Here is an 18245-nt window from a genome sequence, read left to right on the forward strand (position 1 = left end):
TTTAGTTGGTGCGGTCGGCGATGAAGTCGCAGAGAGCCTCCATGGCCCGCCGCGGTGATCCGTCGGGCAGCGGCGTCAGCTGGGCGCGCGCCTCCTCGGCATAGGTGCGGACCGTCTCGCGGGCCCGCTTCATCGCGGCCGACTCGCGCAGCAGCCCGAGCGCCTCGGCGTGCAGCGCGTCGTCGGTCACCGGCCCGATCGCCAGGATCTCGCGCAACCGCACCGCCGAAGCGTCCGTGTCGTCACCGGCCAGCGCATAGAGCACCGGCAGCGTGGGCACGCCCTCGCGCAGGTCGGTGCCAGGCGTCTTGCCGGACTGCACCGTCTCGGACGCGATGTCGAGCAGGTCGTCGGAGAGCTGGAAAGCGATGCCGATCGTCTCGCCATAGCCCGCCAGTGCCTCGACGTGCTCCGGCGCGGCCCCCGAGAACAGCCCACCGAACCGAGCCGACGTCGCCATCAGCGAAGCCGTCTTCTCGGCGATGACGCTCAGGTAGTGCTCGATCGGATCACTGCCGCGCGGCCCGACCGTCTCGGCGATCTGCCCGTGCACCAGCCGGGCGAACGTGCGCGCCTGCAACCGCACCGCCTCGGTGCCGAGCGATGCGGCGATGTCGGCTGCCCGCGCGAACAGATAGTCACCGACCAGGATCGCCACCGAATTGCCCCAGCGCGCGTTGGCGCTCGGCGCCCCGCGCCGCACGGCGGCCTCGTCCATGACATCGTCGTGATAAAGCGTGGCCAGATGTGTGAGCTCCACCACCAAAGCGGCCGGCACGACCTCGACCCGCCGCGGATCCCCGAACTCCGCCCCCAACGCCAGGATCAGAGGTCGAAACCGCTTGCCGCCCGCATCCATGAGATGCCGAGCCGCCTCGGCCACCAGCGGATCCGCGCTGGCCACATTGCTGCGCAGCGCCTCCTCAACAGCGGCGAGCGTCGTCGACACGGACTCGTCGACCGAGGGATCGATCTCGAGGCCGAGCGCCGAAAGCCCGCTGTCACCGGTGCTCATCACGCTTTCACGATGCCATACGGCTACGACAGTTCCCGTGCCAGGGTTATCAAGATCATTCTTAGGGTACGGCCACCGCCCTGCTCGTGACAACAGCCGGCCGCCGTGTCGGTCACCCTCCGCGCGCCGCCGCCGGGCTGTCCCGCCACGGTCCGCTCACCCCAATCCGAGCTCCGGCACACAGGGTGAGCGAGCACAGACCTCCGCATCGCCCACGGCGTCGCGTCCTAGATCTTTCCACTTCGGAGGTCGGGTGATGTGGGATCGTCCTGGGCGTGGATGCCGATCAGGAGCGCGGACTGCTCAATCAGGTTGTCTATGGGCTGATCTTCGTGCGCGATCTGACCGATCCGCGGGCGGCGACGCAACTGGCCGACGCGATCAACGACGGGCGCGGGTTCGCCGCGGCGACGGCGGATCTCATCGCCGCGATCGACTCCGCGCTGGCCCACCAGCGGATCCACCCACAGACCGCAGGCCTCACTCCGCACAGCGAGGCCGACCTGCTCGGCTTCTTCACCCGCCTGCGTGCCTCGCTCTAACCATCGCTTGCCTGCGCGCCGCACTTCGGCTGCCGCTCGCCTGCACGCGGCTCTCTGCGCCGCCTATCGGACCCGGTGCAGAGTCGCTTGGTAGGCCATGTCGGCCATGTCGGGGCGATCCGGGTCGGCCACCCAATCGCCGGTGATCGTGTCTCGGTCGGCGCTGATCGTGCCGGTGTAGGTCATCCCCAGGCCGGCGTGGATCAGGGTGTCGCCGTCGATGTCCCAGCGGTAGTCGAGCGGGGCCTCCTCGCCGGAGTAGACGTGCGCGCGAAAGCCCGGTTTGCCCTCCTCGTGCCAGATCAGCTCAAGGCTCTGGATCGTCTCGCCGCCGACTCGCATGCCGCCGACCAGCGAAAGCATCCTGCCGCCGAGGATCGGTTCGACGGTCATCTCGCCGGCCACGCTCGACCGACGCGAACCGGGTGAGTCCCGTGACGACGGTGCCGCCGTCGGCCGGCCGGAACTCCACGGTGTCGACCGAGTGCCGGTCCGGAGTCACGTCGAGCACGAAGGTGTTGACGAGCCGACGCCCGGTCTCGATCTCGAGATAGGTCCCCGACGTGCCGTGCCGCTCCCCCGCCGGCGTCTCGAACACCATCCGGTAGCCGCCGCCGACCCGCAGATCGATCTCACAGACGACGAGCGTCCACTCGGCCGGCCCCCACCACTGCATGAGCGCGGCCGGCGTGGTCCAGGCTCTCAAGATCCGCGCCGGCTCGGCCCGCACGAACCGCCGGTAGCGCACGACCGGCTCATCGGCCGGCGTCTCGATCTCGAGGTCGGCGGGAATCACGCTTCCTCTCCCGTCGCCAGGTAGTCGTCCAGGCGCGCGAAGCTGGCCGTCCAGAAGCGGCGATAGGGCGTGACCCACTCGGCGACGGGTTGCAGGTGCTGCGCCTCGAGCCGGACGAGTCGCTGCCGTCCGGCGACGTGGCGCGAGACGAGGCCGGCGTCCTCGAGGACGCGGGATAGCCCGCGCCCATACACCCCCTGAAACCTCGCGCCTGGGCAGAGAAAAGCCCCGACCGTCGGCCGGGGCTCTCTTGAAGCGGGCGGCTATCTGACGAACTGGGCCGCATCCGTGGTCAGGTCCAGCAGCGGCGCGGGGACCACGCCCAGCGCCAGGGTGGCGATGACGCCGATGGCCAGGGCCGCCGAGGTCATCGCGCCGGGGATGGAGACCGTGGGGGTTGCCTCGCCCGGCTCGGAAAGCCACATCATCACGACCACCCGCAGGTAGGGGAAGGCCAGCAGCATGCTGGTCACCACCCCGAAGATCACCAGCCAGGTCTGGCCGCCCTCGATGGCCGCGCCGAAGACCGCGAACTTGCTGGTGAAGCCGCTGGTCAGTGGGATGCCGGCGAAGGCCAGCAGGATGAAGGTGAAGACGCCGGCGAAGAGCGGGCTCTTGCGGCCCAGGCCGGCCCAGCGGGACAGGTGGGTGGCCTCGCCCTCGGCGTCGCGCACCAGGGTGAGGATGCCGAACGCGGCCAGCACCGAGAAGCCGTAGGCGACCAGGTAGAACATCGTGCTGGAGAGGCCGGCCTTGTTCAGGGCCAGGACGCCGACCAGCAGGTAGCCGGCGTTGGCGATGGACGAGTACGCCAGCAGTCGCTTCATGTCGGTCTGGGTGACCGCCAGGATGGCGCCGACCAGCATGGTCAGCACCGCGATCACGCCGAGGACCGGCTGGAAGTCCCAGCGGACGCCGTCGAACGCCACGTAGAGGATTCGCAGCAGGGCGCCGAACGCGGCGACCTTGGTGCAGGCCGCCATCAGGGCGGTGACCGGAGTCGGCGCGCCCTGGTAGACATCCGGCGTCCACACGTGGAAGGGGGCCAGCGCGCCCTTGAAGAGCAGGCCGATCGCGACCAGTGCGAGGCCGGCAAAGAGCAGCACCTCGCTGTGCTGCGGGGTGGCCACGGCGTCGTGGATCTGGCTGAACTGCACGCCGCCCGCGAAGCCGTAGATCAGGGCCACACCGAACAGGAAGAAGGCCGAGGCGTAGGAGCCGAGCAGGAAGTACTTGAGCGCGGCCTCCTGGCTGAGCAGGCGGCGCCGGCGGGCCAGCGCGCACAGCAGGTAGAGCGGCAGCGAGAAGACCTCGAGCGCGACGAACATGGTCAGCAGGTCGTTCGCGCCGACGAACAGGAGCATGCCGCCGAGCGCGAAGAGCGCCAGCGGGTAGACCTCGGTCGCGCCCGGCTCGCTGCCGGCCTGGCGCAGGTCCTTCTGCGAGCCGACGGTGATCGCCGCCTGCGACACGAACGCGCCGCCCGGCTCGACCGTGCGCTCGCCGATCAGCAGCAGCGACACCAGTCCGAGCAGCAGGATCGCGCCCTGCAGGAACAGTGTCGGGCCGTCCACCGCGATCGCGCCGCCGATGGTGACCACACGGGAGCCGCGCTCGACGATCACCATGACGAAGGCGACCACCACCGACAGCAGCGCGAGGGCGAGCTGGACCGGATGCCGCATGCGCTTCGGCACCAGGGCCTCGACCAGGACGCCGAGGCAGGCCGCGCCGAAGAGGATCAACATCGGCGACATCGCGCCGTAGTCGATCGCGGGCAGTTTGAGGTCTCCCATGACTACGGAGCCGTCCTTCCGTTTGCTACCGCCGTCGCCGCCGGATCTTGCGTGCCGACGTCCTGCATGGTCGCCTCGACCGCCGGGTTGATCACATCGGTGATGGGCTTCGGGTAGAAGCCGAAGATGATCAGCAGCGCCACCAGCGGCGCGACGACCACCTTCTCGCGCAGGGAGATGTCGCGGTGCATGGCCGGCACGTCGTTCAGCGCCGGGTTGAGGGTGCCCTGCGTGGTGCGCTGCACCATCCACAGCACGTACGCCGCGGCCAGGATGATGCCCGCGGTGGCCACCACCGCCCACGCCTTGTGCACGGTGAACGTGCCGACCAGGACCAGGAACTCACTGACGAACGGCGCGGTGCCGGGCAGCGCCAGCGACGCCAGACCGGCGAAGAACAGCACGCCGGCCAGCACCGGGACCAGTTTGCCGGCGCCGCCGAAGTCGCTCACCAGGGCCGAGCCGCGGCGGGCCACGAACATGCCGACGACCAGGAACAGCAGGCCGGTCGCGAGACCGTGGTTGACCATGTAGAGCACCGAGCCGGTGCCGCCCTGCGTGGTGAACGCGAAGATGCCGATGCCGATGAACCCGAAGTGGGCGATCGACGTGTAGGACACCAGCCGCTTGAGGTCGTTCTGCCCGACCGCCAGCAGCGCGGCATAGAGGATGCCGATCACCGCGAGGGCGATCGCGACCGGCGCGAACCAGCGCGACGCCTCCGGGAACATCGGGAGGCAGTAGCGCAGGATGCCGAACGTGCCCACCTTGTCGAGCACGCCGACCAGCAGGGCCGCGGCGCCCGCGGGAGCCGCGCCACCGGCGTCCGGCAGCCAGGTGTGGAACGGGAAGAACGGCGCCTTGACCGCGAACGCGATGAAGAAGCCGAGGAACAGCCAGCGGCCGGTGGTGGTGTCGATGTCCGCGTTCACCAGCGTCTGCCAGTCGAACGTCTTGCCGCCGACCACCCAGACGCCGATCACCGCGGCCAGCATGAACAGGCCGCCGACCAGCGAGTAGAGGAAGAACTTCACCGCCGCGTACTGGCGGCGGGCGCCACCGTAGGAACCGATGATGAAGTACATCGGCACCAGCATGACCTCGAAGAACACGTAGAACAGGAAGATGTCGGAGGCCGCGAAGACGCCGATCATCGTGCACTCGAGAGCCAGGAGCAGGGCGAAGTAGGTGGGCACGCTCCGCTTGCTCGCCTCGGCGTCGTGCCACGACGCCAGGATCACCAGGGGTACGAGCACCGCGATCAGCATCAGCATGACCAGCGCGATGCCGTCCGCCTCGAACGTGAAGCGCACGCCCCAGTTGGGGATCCACGGGTACGACTCGCGGAACTGGAAGCGGTCGCCGCCCACCTCGAACGCGATCCACATGAACACGCTGAGCAGCAGCACGACCAGCGACCAGGTGAGCGCGACGACCTTGGCCAGCTGACCCTTGGTCTTCGGGATGAACGCGACCACCGCCGCACCCACCAGGGGCAACAGCGTCAGGATCGACAGGAAGGGGAAGTTTTTCACGCCAGCCATCCCAGTTGGATCGCGAGGAAGGCACCGACGACGAGCAGCGCGCCGGTGAGCATCGAGAGGGCGTACGAGCGGACGAACCCGGTCTGCAGACGGCGCAACCGGCCAGAGCCGCCGCCGACACCGGCCGCGAGCCCGTTGACCGCGCCGTCGATGCCCTTGTTGTCCAGGTAGACCAGCGCCCGGGTCAGGTAGATGCCGGGCTTCTCGAACACCGCCACGTTGAACGCGTCGGTGTAGAGGTTTTTCCGTGCCGCGGTGACCAGCGCACCGGCCGGCTGCTCCTGCTCGGCCGTGCCCCGGCGGAACAGCATGATGGCGAGGCCCGCGCCGAGCACCGTGATCACCAGCGACAGCACGGTGATCGTGGTGTGGCCGAGCACGCCGTGCGCCTCTTCGGCCGCCTCCTCGCCGAGCACCGGCGCCAGCCACTCCGGCACCACCGAGGCCATCAGGCCACCGGCGACGACCGAGCCCAGGGCCAGCAGCATCAGCGGGATCGTCATGATCAGCGGCGACTCGTGCGGCTTCTTGATGTCGTCGGTCCAGCGCTCCGGGCCGTGGAAGGTGAGCCAGAACAGCCGGGTCATGTAGAACGCGGTGAGCCCGGCGCCGAGCAGCGCGGCCCCGCCGTAGAGCCAGGCCGTCCAGCCCTCCCGCTCGAAGGCGGCCGCGATGATCGGCTCCTTGGAGAAGAAGCCGGACAGCGGCCAGATGCCGATGATCGCGAGCCAGCCGAGGCCGAAGGTGACCCAGGTGATCGGCATGTACTTGCGCAGGTTGCCGAACCGCCGGATGTCGACCTGGTCGTGCATGGCGTGCATGACCGAGCCGGCGCCGAGGAACATGTTGGCCTTGAAGAAGCCGTGCGCCAGCAGGTGGATGATCGCCAGCGCGTAGGCGCCGCCGCCGAGCCCGACGCCCAGGAACATGTAGCCGATCTGTGAGACGGTCGACCAGGCGAGCACCCGCTTGATGTCGTCCTTGGCCATGCCGATGATGCAGCCCATCAGCAGGGTGAGCGCGCCGACGCTGACCACGATGGTCTGCAGCGTCAGGTTGGCGGTGAAGATCGGGTTGGACCGTGCGATCAAATAGACGCCCGCGGTCACCATCGTCGCGGCGTGGATCAGGGCCGAGACCGGGGTCGGGCCCTCCATCGCGTCCGGCAGCCAGGCCTGCAGCGGGAACTGGCCGGACTTACCCGCCGCGCCGAGCAGCAGCAGGATGCCCATGATCAGGATCGTGCCGGAGGCGAGCGAGCCGACGCCGTTGAACACGTCGTCGTAGTTGGTGCTGCCCAGGGTGGCGAACATCAGGAAGATGCCGATCGCCAGGCCGGCGTCGCCGACCCGGTTCATCAGGAACGCCTTCTTGCCCGCGGTGGCCGCCGACGGCCGGGTGTACCAGAACGAGATCAGCAGGTACGACGCCAGACCGACGCCCTCCCAGCCGAAGTAGAGCATCACGTAGTTGTTGCCGAGGACCAGCAGCAGCATGGCCGCGATGAACAGGTTGAAGTAGCCGAAGAACTTCCGCCGGCCCTCGTCGTGCTCCATGTAGCCGACGGCGTACAGGTGGATCAGCGACCCGACGCCGGTGATCAGCAGCACGAAGACGCCGGACAGCGGGTCGAAGAGCAGCCCGAAGTCGACGTGCAGGTTGCCGACCGCGATGAAGTCCCACAGGCTCTGCTCGGCCGATCGCGCCCCGTCCTCCAGCCCGCGCAGGTTGAAGAACATGATCAGGCCGAGGATGAACGGGACGGCGACGGCGGCCACGCCCAGCCAATGACCCCACTTGTCGGCCCGCTTGCCGAGCAGCAGCAGGACCGCCGCGCTGGCCAGCGGAATGGCCACCAACAGCCAGATACCGCTCAGCACCCCCGTCGCCGGGGCGTACTCCACTGTCGCTTCCACTCCAAGGCCCCTTTTAGTACTTGAGCAGGTTCGCGTCGTCGACGCTCGCGGAACGACGCGTCCGGAAGATCGACATGATGATCGCGAGGCCCACCACGACCTCGGCAGCCGCGACCACCATCACGAAGAACGAGATGATCTGGCCGTCCAGGCTGCCGTTGATCCGGCTGAAGGTGACCAGCGCGAGGTTCGCGGCGTTCAGCATCAACTCGATGCACATGAACAGCACGATGGCGTTGCGGCGGATCAGGACGCCGGCGGCGCCGATCGTGAACAGGATCGCCGCGAGCACCAGGTAATAGTCAGGAGTCACTTCTTTTCCGTTCCCTTGGGCGCGACCTCGCGAGCGGTCAGCTCACGGACCGGCAGGATCGGCGAGATGCTGCGCTCGGACCCGTTGCCGTCCGGCAGCCGGGCCGGCGCCGCGACCGACATGGTGTTCGCGTAGATGCCCGGGCCGGGCTTGGCGCCCGGGTAGTTGCCCGGCTTGAACCGCGCGGTCATCCGGGTGACCTGGTCGGCCACGTCTTCCTTGACGCGCTCGACGTGCGCCATCACCATCGCGCCGACCGCGGCGGTGATCAGCAGCGCCGAGGTGACCTCGAAGGCGAAGACGTAGCGGGTGAACAGCAGCGCCGCGAGGCCCTGCACGTTCCCCGCGGCGTTCGCCTCGGTCAGGCCGACCGCCGCCTGGTCGCCCAGCGAGCGGGCCAGGCCGGTGCCGATCAGGGCGGCGAACCCGACACCCAGCACGACCGCGGCGACCCGCTGGCCACGCAGCGTCTCGATCAGCGAGTCGGACGCGTCCCGGCCGACCAGCATCAGCACGAACAGGAACAGCATCATGATCGCGCCGGTGTAGACGATGATCTGCACCGCGCCGAGGAACGGCGCCGAGTTCATCACGTAGATGAAGCCCAGGCAGAGCATGGTGACGACCAGCCAGAGCGCGGAGTGCACCGCGTTGCGGGCGATCACCATGCCGAGCGCGCCGATCACCGCGAGCGTGCCGAGGATCCAGAACCCGACGGCCTCGCCGGTGGACATCTGACCCGCGGCGGCGGCCAGGACTGTCGTGCTCATCCCACGCCCTCCTTGGCGGCCTCGCCGGTCGCGTCGGACGCTTCGTTCGTGGCCCACGGCGCGCGTTCGGCGCCGGCCGAGGTGCCCGGGTTCGTCAGGGCGCCGAGGTAGTAGTCCTTGTCGGTCTCGCCCAGACGCATCGGGTGCGGCGGCTGCTCCATGCCGGGCAGCAGCGGGGCCAGCAGTTCCTTCTTCGTGAAGATCAGGTCCTGGCGGTTGTCGCGGGCCAGCTCGTACTCGTTGCTCATGGTCAGCGAACGGGTCGGGCAGGCCTCGATGCACAGCCCGCAGAAGATGCAGCGGGCGTAGTTGATCTGGTAGATGCTCGCGTACCGCTCGCCGGGCGAGAAGCGCATCTCGTCGGTGTTGTCGCCACCCTCGACATAGATCGCGTCCGCCGGGCAGGCCCAGGCACACAGCTCGCAGCCGATGCACTTCTCCAGGCCGTCCGGGTGCCGGTTGAGGATGTGCCGGCCGTGGTAGCGCGGCGCGGGCGTCGGCGGCGAGAACGGGTAGTCGGTCGTGATGACCTTGCGGAACATGTGCGCGAAGGTCACTCCGAAGCCTTTGAAGGAGCCGGTGAACGTGCCCACGTCACACCTCCTTCTCGGATGAGTCGCCGACCGTCGCGGGGGCGCGCTCGGCGACCGCGCGCCGTGCCCGCGGGCTCGGCGGCACTTGCAGGTCCATGGGGGGCACCGGGAAGCTGCCCGGTGGGCGGGCGGCCAGCTGTTCCTCGATGGACAGCTGACGGGGTTTGCGGCTGGACGGCCACCACATCGCGACGGCCAGCACCACGACGACCACGCCGCCGATAACCAGCCAGCGGTCGCGGGTGGAGAGCTCGTTGTTGGCGACGCGCACGCCGGCCAGGAAGAGGATCCAGACCAGGTTGACCGGGATCAGGATCTTCCAGCCGAAGCGCATGAACTGGTCGTAGCGCATCCGGGGCAGCGTGGCCCGCAGCCAGATGAAGCCGAAGAGCAGCAGCAGCACCTTGCCCAGCCACCAGACCAGCGGCCACCAGCCGGAGTTGGCGCCCTCCCAGAAGCTGGTGATCGGAGCCGGTGCCCGCCAGCCACCCAGGAAGAGCGTGGTGGCGAAGGCCGACACGGTGATCATGTTGATGTACTCGGCCAGGAAGAACAGCGCGAACTTGAACGACGAGTACTCCGTGTGGAAGCCGCCGACCAGCTCGGACTCCGCCTCGGGCAGGTCGAACGGGGCGCGGTTGGTCTCACCCACGGCGGCGATGCAGTAGATGATGAAGCTCGGCAGCAGCAGGACCGCGTACCAGCTCGGTGCGGTCGGGTGCCAGCCGAAGATGTCGAAGCTCGCCGTCGAGTTGCCCGCCTGGGCCGCGACGATCTGCGAGGTGCTCATCGTGCCGGCGGTCATGAACACCGCCACGATCGACAGACCCATCGCGACCTCGTACGAGATCATCTGCGCGCTGGACCGCAGCCCGCCGAGCAGCGGATAGGTCGAGCCGGACGCCCAACCGGCCAGCACCACGCCGTAGACCGCCATCGACGAGCAGGCCAGCAGCACCAGCACCGAGACGGGCACGTCGGTGAGCTGCAGCGCGGTCTTGTGCCCGAACATCGACACGACCGGCCCGAACGGGATGACCGCGAACGCGGTGAACGCCACCGTCGCGGAGATCACCGGCGCGATGAAGTAGACCACCTTGTCGGCGGTCTTCGGGATGATCTCCTCCTTGAACGGCAGCTTCACGCCGTCCGTGAGGCTCTGCAGCCAGCCCTTGGGCCCGACCTGGTTGGGGCCCGGGCGGACCGCCATCCGGGCCACGACCTTGCGCTCATAGTTGATCGTGAAGAGCGTCAGCAGCAGCAGGATCACGAAGACGCCCAGCAGCTTGATCAGGACGATCCACCAGACGTCCTGTTCGAACGTCTGGAGGGTCGGGTCCTGTGCCGCGGCGAGGAATCCGTCTTTCATTGAGCGCGAGCCCCCTCAGCGAGGATCGGGCCGGGCACTCCGGCGGACAGCCGGACCACCGCTCCCGAGTTGACGCCCAGGCTGCGGCGAACCGTCGAGCCCGGCGAGTTGGTGGGCAGCCATACCACCTGCGGGGGCAGGTCCGTGATCGCAGCGGGCAGCGAGACGCTGCCCAGGTCGGTGCTGACCGTGATCAGGTCGTTGTCGACGATGCCGAGCGAATCGGCCAGGTCCTTGCCGATCCGGGCGACCGGCGGCCGGGCAGTGCCGGCCAGCGCCTCGTCGCCGTCCTGCAGCGAACCGAGGTCCAGCCCCTGGTGCCAGGTGGCCAGGATGGCCTCGTTCTGGCCGGGCTTGGGCAGCGCCGGCACCTGGACCGAGGGCAGGTCCGGACGGTCCGCCTTGGCGGCCGGGATGCCACCCAGCTCGCGGCGGATCGCGCCGACGTCGCCGGTGTTCAGCGTGACGTCCATCAGCGCGGCGATCGCCTCGAGCACCCGGCCGTCGGTCATCGCGGTGGTCGGCAGCACGGTGTCGAAAGTGCGCAGCCGGCCTTCCCAGTTCAGATAGGTGCCGGACTTCTCGACCGCCGGGGCGATCGGCAGCACCACGTCGGCGCGCCGGGTCACCGCGCTCTGCCGCAGCTCCAGGCTGACCAGGAACGGCACGGCGTCGAGGGCGGCGTCGGCCAGGCGCGGGTCGGCCAGGTCGGACGGGTCCACCCCGGCCACCAGCAGACCGCCCAGCGAGCCGTCCTTCGCGGCGCGCAGGATCGCGTCGCCGTCCCGGCCGGCCGAGGTGGGCAGCAGGCCGCTGCCCAGCTGCCACGCTGCGGAGAGCTCGGCTCGGGCGGCCGCGTCGGTCACCGGGCGACCGCCGGGCAGCAGGTTGGGCAGGCAGCCCGCGTCGACCGCGCCGCGGTCACCGGCCCGGCGCGGCACCCACACCAGGCGAGCGCCGGTGCGAGCGGCCAGCGCGGCGGCCGCGGAGAGGCCACCCGGGACGGTGCCGAGCCGCTCACCGACGATCAGGATCGCGCCCGGCGCGGCCAGGGCGGCGGCGACCGCCTGGTCCGACTCCAGGACCCGGGCCTCGTCGCCGGGCACCGTGCTGACCACGGCGGCGTTCATCTTCTCCAGGCCGCGGGACAGATATGGCGCGATCGCGGTGACCTTGAGCTTCTTCTTCAGCGCGCCCTTGCGCAGGCGCAGGAAGAGGATCGCCGCCTCCTCCTCCGGCTCGAGGCCGACGATGACCGCGGAGGTCGCGTTCTCCACGTCCACGTAGGTCACGTCGGTCAGGCCGGCGACCGACGAGGCCAGGAAGTCGGCCTCCTCGGCGGTGTGCGGGCGGGCCCGGAAGTCGATGTCGTTGGTGCCGAGCGCGACCCGGGCGAACTTCGCGTACGCGTACGCGTCCTCGACGGTGAGCCGGCCGCCGGTCAGCACGCCGACGCCCGTGCCCTTCGCCGCCTGCAGCCCCTCGGCCGCGGCCAGCAGCGCCTCACTCCAGGACGCCACCCGCAGCTCGCCGGTGGCCTGGTCGCGGACCAGCGGCTCGGTGATCCGGTCGAACGCGGTGGCGTAGCGGAAGGCCCAGCGGCCCTTGTCGCAGTTCCACTCCTCGTTCACCTCCGGGTCGTCGCCGGCAAGCCGCCGCAGCACCTTGCCGCGCCGGTGGTCGACCCGGCTCGCGCAGCCGCCCGCGCAGTGCTCGCAGACGCTCGGCGAGGAGACCAGGTCGAACGGGCGCGCGCGGAACCGGTATTGCTCGCCGGTGAGCGCGCCGACCGGGCAGATCTGGATGGTGTTGCCGGAGAAGTACGAGTTGAACGCGACGTCGCCCTCGCCGTCGCCGACCTGGCCGTCACCGGTCAGCTCGCCGCCGAAGAAGTCGTCGCGGTAGACGTTGATCTGCTCGCCGGACGAGCGGTCCATCAGGTCGATGAACTTGTCCCCGGCGATCTCCTCGGAGAACCGGGTGCAGCGCTGGCAGAGGATGCACCGCTCGCGGTCCAGCAGCACCTGGCTGGAGATGTGGATCGGCTTCTCGTACTCGCGCTTGTGCTCGTGGAACCGCGACTCGGCACGGCCGTTCGACATCGCCTGGTTCTGCAGCGGGCACTCGCCGCCCTTGTCGCAGGTCGGGCAGTCCAGCGGGTGGTTGGCCAGCAGCAGCTCCATCACGCCGTGCTGCGCCTTGTCGGCCACCTCGGACGTGAGCTGGGTCTTGACCACCATGCCCTCGGCCACCGCCTGGGTGCAGGAGGCGACCGGCTTGCGCTGGCCCTCCACCTCGACCAGGCACTGCCGGCAGGCGCCGGCCGGAGCCAGCAGCGGGTGATCGCAGAACCGCGGGATCGCGGTGCCCATCCGCTCGGCGACGCGGATGACCAGCTCGCCCTTCTCGGCCTCGACCTGAACCCCGTCGATCGTCAAGGTGACGGTGTCGGTCTTCTTCGCCACGTCGGTCATCAGTGCGCTCCTACCAGGGCCTTCTCCGACAACCGCGGAGGAGTCCGGCCCTCGATGTAGTCCAGGTACTCCTGGCGGAAGAACTTGAGCGTGGACACCACCGGGGTGGCCGCGCCGTCGCCGAGGCCGCAGAACGAACGGCCGAAGATGTTGTCCGCGGTGTCCTGCAGAGTGTCCAGGTCACCCACGGTGCCCTGGCCGGAGAGGATCCGGCGGTACGTGCGCACCATCCAGTAGTTGCCCTCGCGGCACGGGGTGCACTTGCCACACGACTCGTGGTGGTAGAACTCCAGCCACCGCCAGGTCGCGTACACCGGACAGTCCTTGTCGGAGAAGATCTGCATGGCCGTGGTGCCCAGGATGGACCCGGCGGCGGCGACCCCCTCGAAGTCCATCGGGGTGTCGATGTGCTCGGCGGTGAGCAGCGGCGTGGACGAGCCGCCCGGGGTCCAGAACTTCAGCTCGTGCCCGGGCTTCATGCCGCCGGCCAGCTCGATCAGCTCGCGCAGCGTGATGCCGAGGCCGCACTCGTATTGCCCCGGGTTGGCGATCCGGCCGGACAGCGAATAGATCATCGGGCCGGACGACTTCTCCGTGCCCATGCTCTTCCACCAGTTCGCGCCGCCCAGCACGATGTACGGCACGCTCGCGATGGTGCCGACGTTGTTGACCACCGTCGGGCTGGCATAGAGGCCGGCGATCGCGGGGAACGGCGGGCGCAGCCGGGGCTGGCCGCGGAAGCCCTCGAGCGAGTCGAGCAGCGCCGTCTCCTCGCCGCAGATGTATGCGCCCGCGCCGCTGTGCACCACGAGGTCCAGGTCGAAGCCCGAACCCAGGATGTTCTCGCCCAGGTAGCCCTTGCGGTAGGCCTCGTCGACCGCGTGGCGCAGCCGGCGCGCGGCGTGCACCGCCTCGCCGCGGATGTAGATGAAGGCGCGGCTGGCCCGGATCGCGTAGGACGCGATGATCGCGCCCTCGATCAGCGAGTGCGGGTCGTAGGTCATCAGCGGCAGGTCCTTGCACGTGCCCGGCTCGCCCTCGTCGGCGTTGATCACCAGGTAGTGCGGCTTGCCGTCGCCCTGCGGGATGAAGCCCCACTTGAGACCGGTCGGGAAGCCGGCACCGCCACGGCCGCGCAGACCGGAGTCCTTGATCAGCTGGATCAGATCGTCGGGGTGCACGTCCAGCGCCTTCTTCAGGGCGGCGTAACCGTCCAGGCGCTCGTACACGTCCATCTTCCAGGCGTCCGGCGACAGCCAGCGCTTGGTCAGCACCGGGGTCAGCTTCTGGAGCACCTCACGCCGTGGCTGGGTCACTTCTTCTCCTCGACGTCGGACGCGGCGGCGGGCCGGGCGTCGCCGGCCGGCTTGCCGTCGCTCGCGGGGGCGTTCTCACCCGGGACCGCCCGAGTGTCCGGCGTCTTCTCGGCTGACTTGGCGTCGGGGCCGTGCCGCTCCTCCGCCGTGCGCACCTCGGGGTCCTTGGCGTCGTTGCCGTCACCCGTCTTGACGGTCGAGGCGGCGGCCTTGACCGCGCCGGCCGCCTTCTTGACAGCGCGCTTGACCGGGCCTTCGGCCGGCTTGGCCGCGGTCCGCTTCTTCGGCACCCGGTCGGGCGCGATCGGCGAGACCGCCGGCTCGGCGTCCCTGACCGCCTTGGCCGAGTCGTCGCGGGCGTCCTTGGTCCTGGTGATCGGGCTGTCCAGGTTGAAGTCGGCCACCGCGATGCCGTGCTGCTGGGCCAGCGTCACGCCGCGCAGCGTCGGCGCACCGGCCGGTCCGTCGGCCACCGCGCCGTCGCGCTCGTCGGCGAAACCGGCGAGCTGCACCTGCATCTCCTTGAGCGAGCAGATCCGGGCGCCGCGGCCGAGCGTCGGCCGCTCGCCGTTGCGCAGCTGCTCGACCATGCCGATGGTGCCCTGCGGGGTGGCCTCGTCGAGCGCGAAGTCGTAGTTGACCGTGACCACCGGCGCATAGTCGCAGGCGGCCAGGCACTCGGCGTGCTCCAGCGTGATCTTGCCGTCGGCGGTGGTCTCGTCGTGCCCGACACCGAGGTGCTCGGACAGTTCGTCGTAGACCTCCTGGCCGCCCATCACGTTGCACAGCGTGTTGGTGCAGACGCTGACCAGGTATTCACCGGTGGGCCGGCGCTTGTACATCGTGTAGAACGTGGCGACCGCGCCGACCTGAGCCTTGTTGATCCCCAGGACCTCGGCGCAGAACGCCACGCCGCGGGGGCTGACGTGCCCCTCCTCGGTCTGCACCAGGTGCAGCAGCGGGAGCAGCGCGGAACGGCCACGGCCCGCGGGGAAGCGGGCGATGATCTCGAGCGCGGGTTCCAGGAGCTTCTCCGCCAGCGGCGCGGCCGAGGGGGAGAACTCCACCGTGGTATCGGACATCTATCGGTCACACCCACCCATCACGGGGTCCAACGAGGCACCGCCGGCGATCACGTCGGCGAGCAGAGCGCCCTCGGCCATCGCGGGGATGGCCTGCAGGTTGACGAAGCTGGGGTCACGCAGGTGCACGCGGTAGGGGTGCGTGCCGCCGTCCGAGACCGCGTGCACACCGAGCTCGCCACGCGGGTGCTCGATGGACACGTAGACCTGGCCGGGCGGCACCCGGAAGCCCTCGGTGACCAGCTTGAAGTGGTGGATCAGCGACTCCATCGACTGACCCATGATCTTGGCGACGTGCTCGAGCGAGTTGCCGATGCCGTCCACGCCCACGGCAAGCTGGGCCGGCCAGGCGATCTTCTTGTCGGCGATCATGATCGGGCCGGGCTTGAGCCGGTCCAGCGCCTGCTCGACCAGCTTCAGGGACTCGCGGATCTCGGCGATCCGCACCTGGTAGCGGCCCCACACGTCGGCGGTCTGCGCGGTCGGCACGTCGAACTCGTACGTCTCATAACCGCAGTAGGGCATCGTCTTGCGCAGGTCCCAGGCCAGGCCGGCCGAGCGCAGCACCGGGCCGGTCACGCCCATCGCCAGGCAGCCGGTCACGTCCAGCACCCCGACGCCCTGCGTGCGCTCCTGCCAGATGATCTGGCCGGTGAGCATGTCCTCGTATTCCTTGAGCTTCTTGGGCATGTACTTCAAGAAGTCACGGATCTTGCGGATCGCCGACGCCGGGATGTCCTGCGCGACCCCGCCCGGGCGGATGTACGCGTGGTTCATCCGCAGCCCGGACGTCTCCTCGAAGACGTCCAGGATGTATTCACGCTCGCGGAAGCCGTAGAGCATCATCGAGATCGCGCCGAGCTCCATGCCCGTCGTGGCCAGCCACACCAGGTGCGACGAGATCCGGTTGAGCTCCATCATGAGCACCCGGATCGTGTTCGCCCGCTCGGTGATCTGATCGGTGACGCCGAGCAGCTTCTCCACCGCGAGGCAGTAGCCGGCCTCGTTGAACATCGGCGCCAGGTAGTCCGCCCGGGTCACGAACGTGGTGCCCTGCGTCCAGTTCCGGTACTCGAGGTTCTTCTCGATGCCGGTGTGCAGGTAGCCCACCACCGGACGCACCTCGGTCACCGTCTCGCCCTCGAGCTCCAGCACGAGCCGGAGCACGCCGTGGGTCGACGGGTGCTGCGGACCCATGTTGACGACGATCTTCTCGTTGCTCAGCGGGTCGATGCTGCCGGTGACCGTCTCCCAGTCGCCGCCGGTGACGGTGAAGACGCGGCCCTCGGTGGTCTCGCGCTCGGTTGCGTATCCAGAGGTAGTCACTGGTAAACCCTCCGCTGGTCCGGCGGCGGAATTTCGGCGCCTTTGTACTCGACGGGCACGCCGCCGAGCGGGTAGTCCTTGCGCTGCGGGAACCCTTCCCAGTCGTCCGGCATCAGGATCCGGGTCAGGTTGGGGTGTCCGGTGAAGACGATCCCGAACATGTCGTACGCCTCCCGCTCCTGCCAGTCGGCAGTGGGGTAGACGCCGGTCACGCTCGGCACGGGGACCCCGGCCGGGACGGAGACCTCCAGGCGGACCCGCCGCCGGTAGGTCATCGAGGTCAGTTGGTAGACCACGTGCAGGCGGCGGGCGTCCGAGGCCAGGTAGTCCACCCCGGACACCGACGAGCACAGCTCGAAGCGCAGCGACTCGTCGTCCCGCATGATCTGGGCGACCTCGGCGATCTTCTCCGGCACGATGTGCAGGGTCAGCTCGCCGCGGTCGACGACCACCTTCTCCACCGCGTCGGCGAAGCCCGGGTAGGCCTCCTCCAGCGCGTCGGTGACCTCGTCGAAGTAGTCGCCGTACGGCTTCGGCGTGCCGACCACCTCGGGCCGCTTGCGGACCAGGCCGCCGAAGCCGGAGACGTCGCCGCTGCCGGTGATGCCGAACATGCCCTTTTCCGGACTGGCCGGGCTCTGCGCCGGCGCGTCCAGGTCGGCGCCGGTCGGCTGCGCGTTGACCGGCACGCCACCGGTGGCGTTGGCGTTGGGCTCGATGCTCACTTACCGTCCTCCCGCATGTGCGGCTGCAGCTTCATCCAGTTCTCGATGCGCAGCTGCTCCTCGCGCCCTTCCTTGACGGCCTGCGTCCACTCGGCGCGACGGGTCTTGTCGGCCCGGTAGGACGACGGCATCGCGCCCGGCGCCACGATCGGCAGCTTGCCCGCGGCCCGGCGCGCCTCGAGCATCTTGATGCCGTTCGGGCCGAGCGGCGCGGCCATCACCTTTTCGCGCATCTTGAGGATCGCGTCGATCAGCATCTCCGGCCGGGGCGGGCAGCCGGGCAGGTAGATGTCCACCGGCACGATGTGGTCCACGCCCTGCACGATCGCGTAGTTGTTGAACATGCCGCCGGACGACGCGCAGACGCCCATCGAGATCACCGAGCGGGGCTCCGGCATCTGGTCGTAGATCTGCCGGACGACGGGCGCCATCTTCTGGCTCACCCGGCCGGCCACGATCATCAGGTCGGCCTGGCGGGGCGAGGCGCGGAAGACCTCCATGCCCCAACGGCCCAGGTCGTAGTGCGGTCCACCGGCCGCCATCATCTCGATCGCGCAGCAGGCCAGGCCGAACGTGGCGCCCCAGAACGACGACTTACGCGCCCAGTTGGAGAGCTTCTCGACCGAGGTCAGCAGAATCCCGCTAGGAAGTTTCTCTTCGATTCCCAT

18 protein-coding genes are annotated in these 18245 nt (G+C 69.3%); 1 reads left to right on the forward strand and 17 read right to left on the reverse strand.

The window, feature by feature from the left end; genetic code table 11:
* Window position 1: 1 nt before the first annotated feature.
* A complete protein-coding gene (locus ACZ6TI_RS17755) occupies window positions 2-1015 on the reverse strand; it encodes a polyprenyl synthetase family protein (RefSeq protein ID WP_465346329.1) in 1014 nt (337 codons plus the stop codon).
* Window positions 1016-1290: 275 nt separating this feature from the next.
* Between ACZ6TI_RS17755 and ACZ6TI_RS17760 the strand changes: the two genes are divergently transcribed.
* On the forward strand, window positions 1291-1557 hold the full coding sequence (locus ACZ6TI_RS17760) for a hypothetical protein (RefSeq protein ID WP_465346135.1): 267 nt from the start codon (window positions 1291-1293) through the stop codon (window positions 1555-1557).
* Window positions 1558-1620: 63 nt separating this feature from the next.
* Here the strand turns inward: ACZ6TI_RS17760 and ACZ6TI_RS17765 are convergent, their stop codons facing one another.
* From ACZ6TI_RS17765 to ACZ6TI_RS17840, 16 genes are all read right to left on the reverse strand, one after another.
* Window positions 1621-1899, reverse strand: coding sequence for a hypothetical protein (locus ACZ6TI_RS17765; RefSeq protein WP_465346136.1), 279 nt, complete (start codon window positions 1897-1899; stop codon window positions 1621-1623).
* Complete coding sequence (locus ACZ6TI_RS17770; RefSeq protein ID WP_465346137.1) at window positions 1865-2353, reverse strand: SRPBCC family protein; 489 nt, start codon at window positions 2351-2353, stop codon at window positions 1865-1867. The genes ACZ6TI_RS17765 and ACZ6TI_RS17770 overlap by 35 nt, the downstream gene beginning before the upstream one ends.
* Window positions 2350-2547 carry a hypothetical protein gene (locus ACZ6TI_RS17775; RefSeq protein WP_465346138.1) on the reverse strand — a complete coding sequence of 66 codons (198 nt, stop codon included), beginning with the start codon at window positions 2545-2547 and terminating at the stop codon, window positions 2350-2352. Before ACZ6TI_RS17775 ends, ACZ6TI_RS17770 begins: the two co-directional genes overlap by 4 nt.
* A 69-nt stretch (window positions 2548-2616) precedes the next feature.
* The gene (nuoN, locus tag ACZ6TI_RS17780) at window positions 2617-4149 is read right to left on the reverse strand and encodes an NADH-quinone oxidoreductase subunit NuoN (protein WP_465346139.1); all 1533 of its coding nucleotides are present in this window, start codon (window positions 4147-4149) and stop codon (window positions 2617-2619) included.
* Window positions 4150-4151: 2 nt separating this feature from the next.
* Complete coding sequence (locus tag ACZ6TI_RS17785) at window positions 4152-5684, reverse strand: NADH-quinone oxidoreductase subunit M (RefSeq protein ID WP_465346140.1); 1533 nt, start codon at window positions 5682-5684, stop codon at window positions 4152-4154.
* Window positions 5681-7609, reverse strand: a complete 1929-nt coding sequence (gene nuoL / locus ACZ6TI_RS17790; RefSeq protein WP_465346141.1) for an NADH-quinone oxidoreductase subunit L — start codon at window positions 7607-7609, stop codon at window positions 5681-5683. The genes ACZ6TI_RS17785 and nuoL overlap by 4 nt, the downstream gene beginning before the upstream one ends.
* Before the next feature lie 13 nt (window positions 7610-7622).
* On the reverse strand, window positions 7623-7922 hold the full coding sequence (gene nuoK / locus ACZ6TI_RS17795) for an NADH-quinone oxidoreductase subunit NuoK (protein ID WP_465346142.1): 300 nt from the start codon (window positions 7920-7922) through the stop codon (window positions 7623-7625).
* A complete protein-coding gene (locus ACZ6TI_RS17800; RefSeq protein ID WP_465346143.1) occupies window positions 7919-8692 on the reverse strand; it encodes an NADH-quinone oxidoreductase subunit J in 774 nt (257 codons plus the stop codon). The genes nuoK and ACZ6TI_RS17800 overlap by 4 nt, the downstream gene beginning before the upstream one ends.
* Complete coding sequence (gene nuoI / locus ACZ6TI_RS17805; RefSeq protein ID WP_465346144.1) at window positions 8689-9285, reverse strand: NADH-quinone oxidoreductase subunit NuoI; 597 nt, start codon at window positions 9283-9285, stop codon at window positions 8689-8691. The genes ACZ6TI_RS17800 and nuoI overlap by 4 nt, the downstream gene beginning before the upstream one ends.
* 1 nt (window position 9286) lies before the next feature.
* Entirely contained in the window at window positions 9287-10654 is a 1368-nt protein-coding gene (nuoH, locus tag ACZ6TI_RS17810) for an NADH-quinone oxidoreductase subunit NuoH (protein WP_465346145.1), read from the reverse strand.
* Window positions 10651-13128, reverse strand: coding sequence for an NADH-quinone oxidoreductase subunit G (locus tag ACZ6TI_RS17815; protein WP_465346146.1), 2478 nt, complete (start codon window positions 13126-13128; stop codon window positions 10651-10653). The genes nuoH and ACZ6TI_RS17815 overlap by 4 nt, the downstream gene beginning before the upstream one ends.
* Window positions 13128-14444 carry an NADH-quinone oxidoreductase subunit NuoF gene (gene nuoF / locus ACZ6TI_RS17820; protein ID WP_465346147.1) on the reverse strand — a complete coding sequence of 439 codons (1317 nt, stop codon included), beginning with the start codon at window positions 14442-14444 and terminating at the stop codon, window positions 13128-13130. Before nuoF ends, ACZ6TI_RS17815 begins: the two co-directional genes overlap by 1 nt.
* Complete coding sequence (nuoE, locus tag ACZ6TI_RS17825; protein WP_465346148.1) at window positions 14441-15526, reverse strand: NADH-quinone oxidoreductase subunit NuoE; 1086 nt, start codon at window positions 15524-15526, stop codon at window positions 14441-14443. The genes nuoF and nuoE overlap by 4 nt, the downstream gene beginning before the upstream one ends.
* A complete protein-coding gene (locus ACZ6TI_RS17830) occupies window positions 15527-16852 on the reverse strand; it encodes an NADH-quinone oxidoreductase subunit D (RefSeq protein ID WP_465346149.1) in 1326 nt (441 codons plus the stop codon).
* Window positions 16849-17577, reverse strand: a complete 729-nt coding sequence (locus tag ACZ6TI_RS17835) for an NADH-quinone oxidoreductase subunit C (protein WP_465346150.1) — start codon at window positions 17575-17577, stop codon at window positions 16849-16851. The genes ACZ6TI_RS17830 and ACZ6TI_RS17835 overlap by 4 nt, the downstream gene beginning before the upstream one ends.
* The gene (locus tag ACZ6TI_RS17840; RefSeq protein WP_465346151.1) at window positions 17574-18245 is read right to left on the reverse strand and encodes a NuoB/complex I 20 kDa subunit family protein; all 672 of its coding nucleotides are present in this window, start codon (window positions 18243-18245) and stop codon (window positions 17574-17576) included. The genes ACZ6TI_RS17835 and ACZ6TI_RS17840 overlap by 4 nt, the downstream gene beginning before the upstream one ends.

Source organism: Actinoplanes sp. NPDC051388 (assembly GCF_055586225.1).